Origin of the sequence: Larkinella soli (genome assembly GCF_003703975.1) — a bacterium.
GTDB lineage: Bacteria > Bacteroidota > Bacteroidia > Cytophagales > Spirosomataceae > Larkinella > Larkinella soli.
This window is the reverse complement of sequence record NZ_QTJY01000036.1, coordinates 23,964-31,588: the sequence shown is the minus strand read 5'-3', so window position 1 is coordinate 31,588 and position 7,625 is coordinate 23,964. Positions and strand designations below refer to the sequence as shown.

Annotated in this window: 5 protein-coding genes; 1 reads left to right on the top strand and 4 read right to left on the bottom strand. The window is 60.1% G+C overall.

Annotated features, from left to right (window positions below; translation table 11 throughout):
- Positions 1 to 346: 346 nt before the first annotated feature.
- The gene (locus DX909_RS29005) at positions 347 to 3,826 is read right to left on the bottom strand and encodes a ThuA domain-containing protein (protein ID WP_229311238.1); all 3,480 of its coding nucleotides are present in this window, start codon (positions 3,824 to 3,826) and stop codon (positions 347 to 349) included.
- Positions 3,827 to 3,937: 111 nt separating this feature from the next.
- Here DX909_RS29005 and DX909_RS29000 point away from each other — a divergent pair, with 111 nt between their 5' ends.
- Positions 3,938 to 4,300 (top strand): hypothetical protein, encoded by a 363-nt coding sequence (locus DX909_RS29000; RefSeq protein ID WP_128548785.1) that lies wholly within the window; start codon positions 3,938 to 3,940, stop codon positions 4,298 to 4,300.
- A gap of 6 nt (positions 4,301 to 4,306) precedes the next feature.
- Here DX909_RS29000 and DX909_RS28995 read toward each other — a convergent pair whose 3' ends face one another.
- The 3 genes from DX909_RS28995 to DX909_RS28985 form a co-directional block, all read right to left on the bottom strand.
- A complete protein-coding gene (locus DX909_RS28995; RefSeq protein WP_164851451.1) occupies positions 4,307 to 5,176 on the bottom strand; it encodes a glycosyltransferase family 2 protein in 870 nt (289 codons plus the stop codon).
- A gap of 104 nt (positions 5,177 to 5,280) precedes the next feature.
- Positions 5,281 to 5,733, bottom strand: coding sequence for a carboxymuconolactone decarboxylase family protein (locus DX909_RS28990; RefSeq protein ID WP_206513078.1), 453 nt, complete (start codon positions 5,731 to 5,733; stop codon positions 5,281 to 5,283).
- A gap of 126 nt (positions 5,734 to 5,859) precedes the next feature.
- Positions 5,860 to 7,545, bottom strand: coding sequence for a TlpA family protein disulfide reductase (locus tag DX909_RS28985; RefSeq protein ID WP_128548781.1), 1,686 nt, complete (start codon positions 7,543 to 7,545; stop codon positions 5,860 to 5,862).
- Between the last annotated feature and the right edge of the window lie 80 nt (positions 7,546 to 7,625).

Genomic DNA, 7,625 nt, shown 5'->3' with positions numbered 1-7,625 from the left:
AGACGCGCAGCAGTTGGGGATTGGTCGTCCACTCGGTCAGGGTAGGGGCGAAGGGCGGGTTCAGCAGGGGCGTCACCTGCACGGGCCGGTTGTCGGTCGTCTGGGCGAAGGAACCGGGAAGGGAAAGGAAACTACAAAACGCAAGGGTACACCAACGATAAAAATTTCGCGTCATGAATCAAGAATAAACAGGGACGGTGGGGGTGACCGATGTTTTCCGGACAAGCAATCAGGGATGAGACGCGGAGAGGGCGGGAAAGTAACGCACTCATTTATAAATGGGTAAAATAAAAAAGCCCCGTTCAGGTAATCTGAACGGGGCTGATTGCTTCTTTCGGGAAGAACGCTACAGATCGAACTGGATCGAATTCAGCGTGATGAGGGCGTCGTTCGGTTTGGTGCGTTTGACGACCACGAAAAAGACGTCGTGACGGCCGTTGATCGGCTGGCTGAGTTCGGCCGTCACCTGCCGGGCTTTGTTCCAGGCACCGGTAGCCTGGAAAGGCGTCCGGCTTACGACCGGACCGGCGTAGGAATCCAGCCTCATCTCGATTTCCCCGTCCTTGTCTTGCGACGAATAGTCGTAGGTGATCTTCCGGATGTTGGTCAGGTCGATGTTTTTCAGCAGGATGTGCGCCTTGTGGTTGCCCTGGCTCAGCCGGTTGCCCCAGCGCGGGAAGCCCGTGTGCGCGTCGGCATAGACCGTGGGTACCTTCGCATTCCGCAGCGTGATCACCTCCATGCCCGTCAGCGGCCCGACCACCTGCCCGCCTTCGTCGGTATAGCTGGCGATCATCGTATACTGGCCCCTCGGTTCCGAATCCTTGTGCTGGTCCAGCGTCAGGGTGCCTTCGGTCGGCAAAGTGTTCTGCTGCTTTTTCTCGTCGGTCAGCGAGAAGATGTATTTGACCATCTCCTGGGCGTCGGCCAGCGGCACCTGTGGGTGGGCGCTCATGACGTGTTCCTTGCCCCAGTTGCCGCCCCCGCCTTCGATGATCTTCCGGGCCAGCTTCTCCAGCGAACCGTTCTGGCTCTTATACCGCTGCGCCACCGCCACGAACGACGGTCCGACCGACACCTTGTCTACGGTATGGCAGGCTTTGCAGTCGCTGGCGGCAATCAGGGTTTTCCCCAGCGAGGCCGTCTCCGATGCGGATTCGTCCTGGTGGCCCATCTGCGGGCTTTTATCGGCCGTGCCGGGCTGCGGGTTGTAGCTGAAATAGACCTTCACTTTCTTCGGGTCGATGCGGGCGTCTTCGCGGTCCGTTACCTTCACCTCGTAGGCAAATGGCTTGTTCGGCCAGAAAAACGACTTGTTGACCGGCGTCTGGATCGTCACCTGCGGACGGGCGTTCCCGACCCGTACCACGATCGTGTCCGTACCGACCTGCCCCGCCCGGTCCGTCACCTTCAGGACGGCGTTGTAGATGCCCGGCCGGGTGTAGGTATATGCGGCATTGGGTTTCGTCGATCCGACCGTATTGCCGTCGAACAGCCACTGGTAAGTGACGGCGTCGTCATCGTCGAGGTCGCGGGTGCCCCGGCTTCCGAACAGCACCCGCAGGGGAGCCGGACCGACGGCTTCGCGCAGCACGGGCAGATTGCGGTTTTCGGAGGTCAGGTATACCCGGGCGTTGAGCTGGGCCGCAGCCGCCGAGTCCGTCACGCTGGCCTGGGCGATGGGCGGGCGGTTGCCTGTGTTGTATTCGATCTTCACCAGCCGGGCATCGTCGTTGTCGGCACCGTACACCGAGCCGTATTCGAGCATGTACATGGCGCCGTCGGGGCCGAAGGTCAGGTCGATGGGCCGGCGGAAATCACCGTTGGCGGTCATGAACGGTTCGCTGCGGAGGTAGTTCTCACTGGCGTCGAAACGGAGGGCCAGCACCCAGTTGCGCATCCAGTCGAAAACGAACAACGCGCCGTCGTAGTAAGCCGGGAATTTGGTCGGCGAGGCCAGTTTTTCGTCGTAGGTGTAGAAGGACCCGGCCATCGCGCTGCGTCCGCCCTGTCCCAGCTCCGGAAACTCTTTGGAGGGCGCGTAGGGATACCAGATCATGGCGGGCGTTGCGGGCGGCAGGGCCTTCAGGCCGGTATTGTTGGGTGAGGAGTTGACGGGCGCTTTCGGGTCGAAGCGCGGACCGGCCGTGTTGCCCGCAAAATCCCAGTCCACGTAGGCGTAGTTGTTCCCGACGAAATACGGCCAGCCGTAATTACCGGGTTTTTTGGCCTGGTTGAATTCATCGTAGCCGCGCGGCCCCTGGGTGCTGTCCTTGCCCGCATCCGGCCCGATTTCGCCCCAGTACAGCACGGAGGTTTTCGGGTTGACGGCGATGCGGTACGGGTTCCGGCAGCCCATCGTGTAAATCTCCGGCCGCGTTTTCTCCATGCCTTTCGGGAAGAGGTTGCCCGCCGGGATGGTGTAGGTGCCGTCCGGCTCCGGATGAATGCGCAATACCTTGCCTTTCAGATCGTTGGTGTTGCCCGCCGACCGCTGGGCGTCGAGGCTGAAGTATTCCTTGCCGGGCCGTTCGTCCATGGGCGAATAGCCGTTCGACGGAAATGGGCTGGAGCTGTCGCCGGTCGAGAGATAGAGATTGCCGTCTTTGTCCCAGGCCAGCGAGCCGCCGTGGTGCGCCCCGCTGTTGATTTCCACCGGCACTTTCAGCAGAATCTTCTCCGAAGCCAGGTCCAGCCGGTTATCCGGCCCGACGACGAACCGCGACAGGTTGAAATAGATCGGCTCCTCCTCTTTCGGGGGTGAATAATACAGGTACATATACCGGTTCGTCGCAAAATTCGGGTCCAGCGTAATCCCGATCAGACCCGTGCCGCCTTTGGATGCCACCGGAAATTTGTGCAGGATGCTGTGCTGCCGCGTGGCCGGATTCCAGAGCGACAGGGTGCCGTTGAGTTCAGTAAAGAAAACCCGCCCGTCAGGGGCGACGGCCAATTCCATCGGTGCGTTGAGGTCGTTGACCAGCACGGTCTTGACGAAGCGGTTTTCTTCCGGTACGGTTTTCGAGTAGGACTTGCCGTAATCCAGTGGTTTCCCGGTTCCCATGGCGTAGCGGATACCGCCCAGCACGTGTTTGACAAACAGCGGGTCGCTGAAGCTTTCGTCGGTATGGCCCCCGCCGGTGTAGAACGCCCGGCCGCCGTCGAACTCGTGGTACCAGGCAATGGGATGGCTGGCGCCGTTGGTGCCGCCTTCGTAGGTGTTTTCGTCCAGATTGGCCAGCACGTTCAGGCCGGTATAGAACGAACGGTAATTATACCATTCGTCGGTGCGCTCCCAGTGGTCGGGGAGGTGGCTGGTCGAGGGGTGGTTCTTGTCGGTGACGTCGACGGTGGCTTTCCGGACGTTGGAATTATTGGGATGGCTCGAAAAGTGGGCACCCATCAGTCGGGCATACCACGGCCATTCATACTCGGTATCGGCCGCCGAGTGGATGCCGACATAACCGCCCCCGGCCTGAATGTACCGTTCGAAAGCCGCCTGCTGTTCGGCGTTCAGGACGTTGCCGGTGGTGCAGTTGAAGATGACGGCCTGGTAGTTCTTCAGGCTGTCGTCGGTGAAATAGGCGGCATTTTTGGTCGTATCGACCCGGAAGTTGTTCTCTTTGCCGAGCTTCTGAACGGCCGCAATCCCGAACGGAATCGAGGTGTGAACCCAGCCTTTGGTTTTGGAGAAGACCAGCACCCGGGGCGGGGAGGCCGCGCCGGTCTGAGCGGAACCCGGCCGGGTGTTGAGGCAGGCATACAGCCCGATGGTGGCGCCGACTGCGCCCAGAACGCCCAGGCACCGCGCAACGGTTAATCGCATTACTTTCATGGGTATAGGAATCGTAGGAATTTAGCGGAAAAAGTTACAATTATTCCGTAAGAAAATGGCCTTTTTACCCAACCTTTTCCGACTGGATGGATTTATTACGGTATGAAAACGCCCGGAATCATTATCGGACTCTTTTTGATGGCGGCCAGTTGCGACCGGAAGGAGCCGTGGGCCAATGAGATCGGCCTGAGCGATGCCTGCCCGGAATACGACACCTGGCGGAAGGACACGGATCTGCAGGAGGTGGCGGGCAGGGTGGTCAATGAGGCCGATACCTCGAAAACCAGTACGTGGCTGTATATTCTCGGCGGTGACAATACCCGGTATTTTGCCTGCAACCTGCCGGAGACGGTTCGAAAAACGGGAACTTACGTGGTATTCAATGCCGAAAAATTCGCGCCCCCGGCCAATGTCCGGCTGGCCGGCGTCCCGATAAAGCTGACCCGGCTCCGGGTCGCTCCCTGACGGGATTCATTTTTCCTGAAACGACTGGGCCGGAAGCTTTAAGGCGGGCGGCTCCGTGTGGAGGCTGTCCATGACCTGCCGGTCGGCTTTTCGAACGAGGCCCCGGAGACTTCGCAGGCCCCTCAGGGTCAGGCGAAGGCGGAAGTACCAGACCACCGGTGCGGGAAAGTGCTTGCGCGCGAACAGCAGGCTGCTGGTGTGATAACTGAGATGGAAGAATTTTTCCTCTACTCCTGAGTCGACACCGCCCTGGCTGCTGGCGTGGTGAATAAGCGCGGCTTTGGCGACGTAACCCATCCGGAAACCGGCCCGGAAGGCCCGCAGCCCGAAATCGGCATCCTCATGGACGGCCACTCCCCGAAACCGCTCATCGAAGCCGCCGATCTTCCCGAACACGCTGCGGGATACCGAAAAGTTAGCTCCCGTGATCACATTGACCGGCCCGTCGACCGGGCAATCGTCCCCGCCGGTGAATTTCAGATACCAGGTCAGCCAGGAGGGATGCGACTGGGGCGGCACTTCCGGTTCGACGATCCGGCCCTGAACGACGTCCAGACCCTGGCGGTGGGCTTCGAAATGCGCTGCGATGAAATCCTCGTCGAACTCCGTGTCGTCGTCGATGAAAATAATGATATCTCCCTGGGCGTGCCGAAGGCCGAGGTTGCGGGCGGCCGTCAGCGAGGGCGGGTCGGCGGTAATATGGCGGACGCGGGAGCAGTTCTGTTCCAGAAACCGCTTCGTCTCCGGCTCATGCTGCCGGGTCTGATCGACCACGATCACTTCGTAACTATCAAACCGCTGATGGAGAGCGCATTGCAGGCACCGAACCAGCAGCGTTTCCCGGTTGTAAGTCGGAATGATGAGCGATACGTTCACGGAGAAGGTAGAGATGGCTTCCCGAAATAACGCGTTTACCGGCAGAATTCCGAAAGATCTGGTGATTTCTACTCAGTCGCCGGGTCCGAAAACCGGATGGGCGGTCAGTCCGGCCTGAGCCGGGTGCTGACGGCGATCCGGTTCCAGGCATTGATGACCACGATGGACATGATCACCTGCGCCAGGTAGGGTTCGTCGAACAGGCGGGCGGCTTCCTGGTAGACCGCATCCGACACCCCGTGCTGAGAGAGCAGGGTTACTTCTTCGGTCAGCGCCAGAATGGCCCGTTCCTCTTCGGTATAGTAAGGCGCTTCCCGCCAGGCGCTCAGGGCGTAGATGCGCTGTTCCGTTTCGCCCAGGGCCCGGGCTTCGCGGGTGTGCATATTGATGCAGTAGACGCAGTGATTGATCTGGGAAGCGCGAATCTTGATCAGTTCCTGATGCGTCCTGCTCACGGAGGTGGTTTTCAGATAATCGGATAGGGCCTTGACGTGCTGGTAGGCTTTCGGCTCCGTCCGGGCAATGTTCATCCGCTGCTCGATGATGACGGTTTCCATACGGTTTGTTTTGGTTTGAATTCCGGACAAAGGTAGTTCAGCGGCCCGGCGGGCGGGGAAGCCAGATCGAAAAATCCGGGTAGTCCAACCCGGGGTAGTCCAACCCGGGGTAATCCACCGGCCGGTTCAGAGCCGTTCCCGGATCAGTTTCAGAAGTTCGTCGGGCTGGGTAGGCAACGGGGCGTTCCTTTTAAGGATTTTGCCGTCGCGGCCCAGCAGGCCGGCCGCCGGGAGCTGGCCGGACCGAAACGTACCGATCAGGTCGGTCATCTGCTCTTCATCGACATAAATGTGCAGCCCTTTCGGCTGGTTTTTGGCCACCCACTCGCGCCAGAGTTGCAGGGAGGTTTCGTTGGCGTTGACGAAGACGAACAGAACGTCGCGGCTGCTGAGCCGATCCTGCACGGACCGGGCCGCCAGAACCGCCTGCCGCGAGGCCTCCACGTCGTTGGACCAGGCCAGCACGTAGACCAGCCGGCCTCGGGCCTGCTCGCTGATCCGGCTCAGCAGGTTTTTCCCGAAGTCGGAAGAGCGCATCAGCGTCACGCCCGACAGCACTTCGACGGGTTCGTTGTCCGCTTTTCCGGAAAACCGCTCCGCCACCTCCCGCACCCGCACGCTGTCGCGGACTTCCAGCTGGTAGAGTTCCTGAAGGGAAAGCCGGTAGCGTGGATCGGCGAGCTGTGGCAGGATATGCTCATAGAGCAGCTTTTGGGAGCTGAGCTCGATGGCGGGCAGGTTCATCGCCAGAAAGGTGGCTTTCAGAAAGTCCATTCCCGTGCTGTCCACGAGCCGGCTGTATTGAGCCATCGTCATTTCGTAGGCCAGCAGCTTGGAGAGATTTTCCTCATTTTCGCGATAGATCCGCTGGAGCAGTGTCAGATCGCGGTTGGTGCCGGTTTTGACGGCTTTCAGGGCCACGATCCGCTCGCGGTCGGCTTCGGAAAGCTTCGGCACATACCGATCGATCAGGGTCGCGAAGGTCGGGATGGGAATGCTTCGGCCCGGGCCGGTCTGGGCCTGGTCCCGAACCAGCGAACCGGTCCAGGCGGCAAACCGTTCCATGGCCGTGGCCCGCTGGACACTCATGAACAGGTCGTTTGCCGGCCGCAGGCTGTCGGCCGAAAGGTTGGTTTCCAGCCGCCGGTCCTGCTCGGCCATGGCCTTGTCGTACAGGAAAGCCGCTACTTCATACCGCGTAGTCGACTGGATGTACCGGTCGAGGAGAGGCAGCACCGTGGCGGTCTGGCGGTATTTCTCGTAGGTCTGGAGAAACTCGTTTTTCAGAATTTTGCGGCTGTCGTCCGCCGACCGGTCGTACAGCTGTTTCGACAACTGGCGGGCATCGGTTTTGGGCTTGTTCTTAAAGGCAAACGCTTTGTAAAGCGCAAGCTGGTTATTGACCTGGGCGTTGGTTCCCGCAAACCGGAAAGGCACTTCGGACCGGTAGAGCGAGTCGGCGTCGAGCGAAATCTCCACCGTTCCGGCCGAAGCGAGGAAGGCGGTGCTGATCCGGCCGAAATTGAAATACAGTTCTTCGTATGGATAAATCAGCGGAAGGGTAACCTGAAAGCTGCCGTCGGCTTCGAGGGGAGCGGGGCGGGCCATTTCGCGGCTGGCCTGGAGGATGTTGTTCCGGGAAACGGTCACGACCGGGCTTTGCCGGTAGAGTTCAGGGGTGAGGTTCCGGATGCGGCCCCGCACCATCACCGAGTCGGGCCGCTGCTGGCACCGGGCTTCGGGCAGCAGGGCAAAAAGGGCAATCAGCAGGAATAAACAGACTGAAATTCGTATGGGTCGACGCGTTTGCATGCAGGCAATGGCTCAGGTCAGTCAATCAAGGAAAGACACAAGTTACATTGCCTCGTTAATACTGCCAAACGAAACCCGCC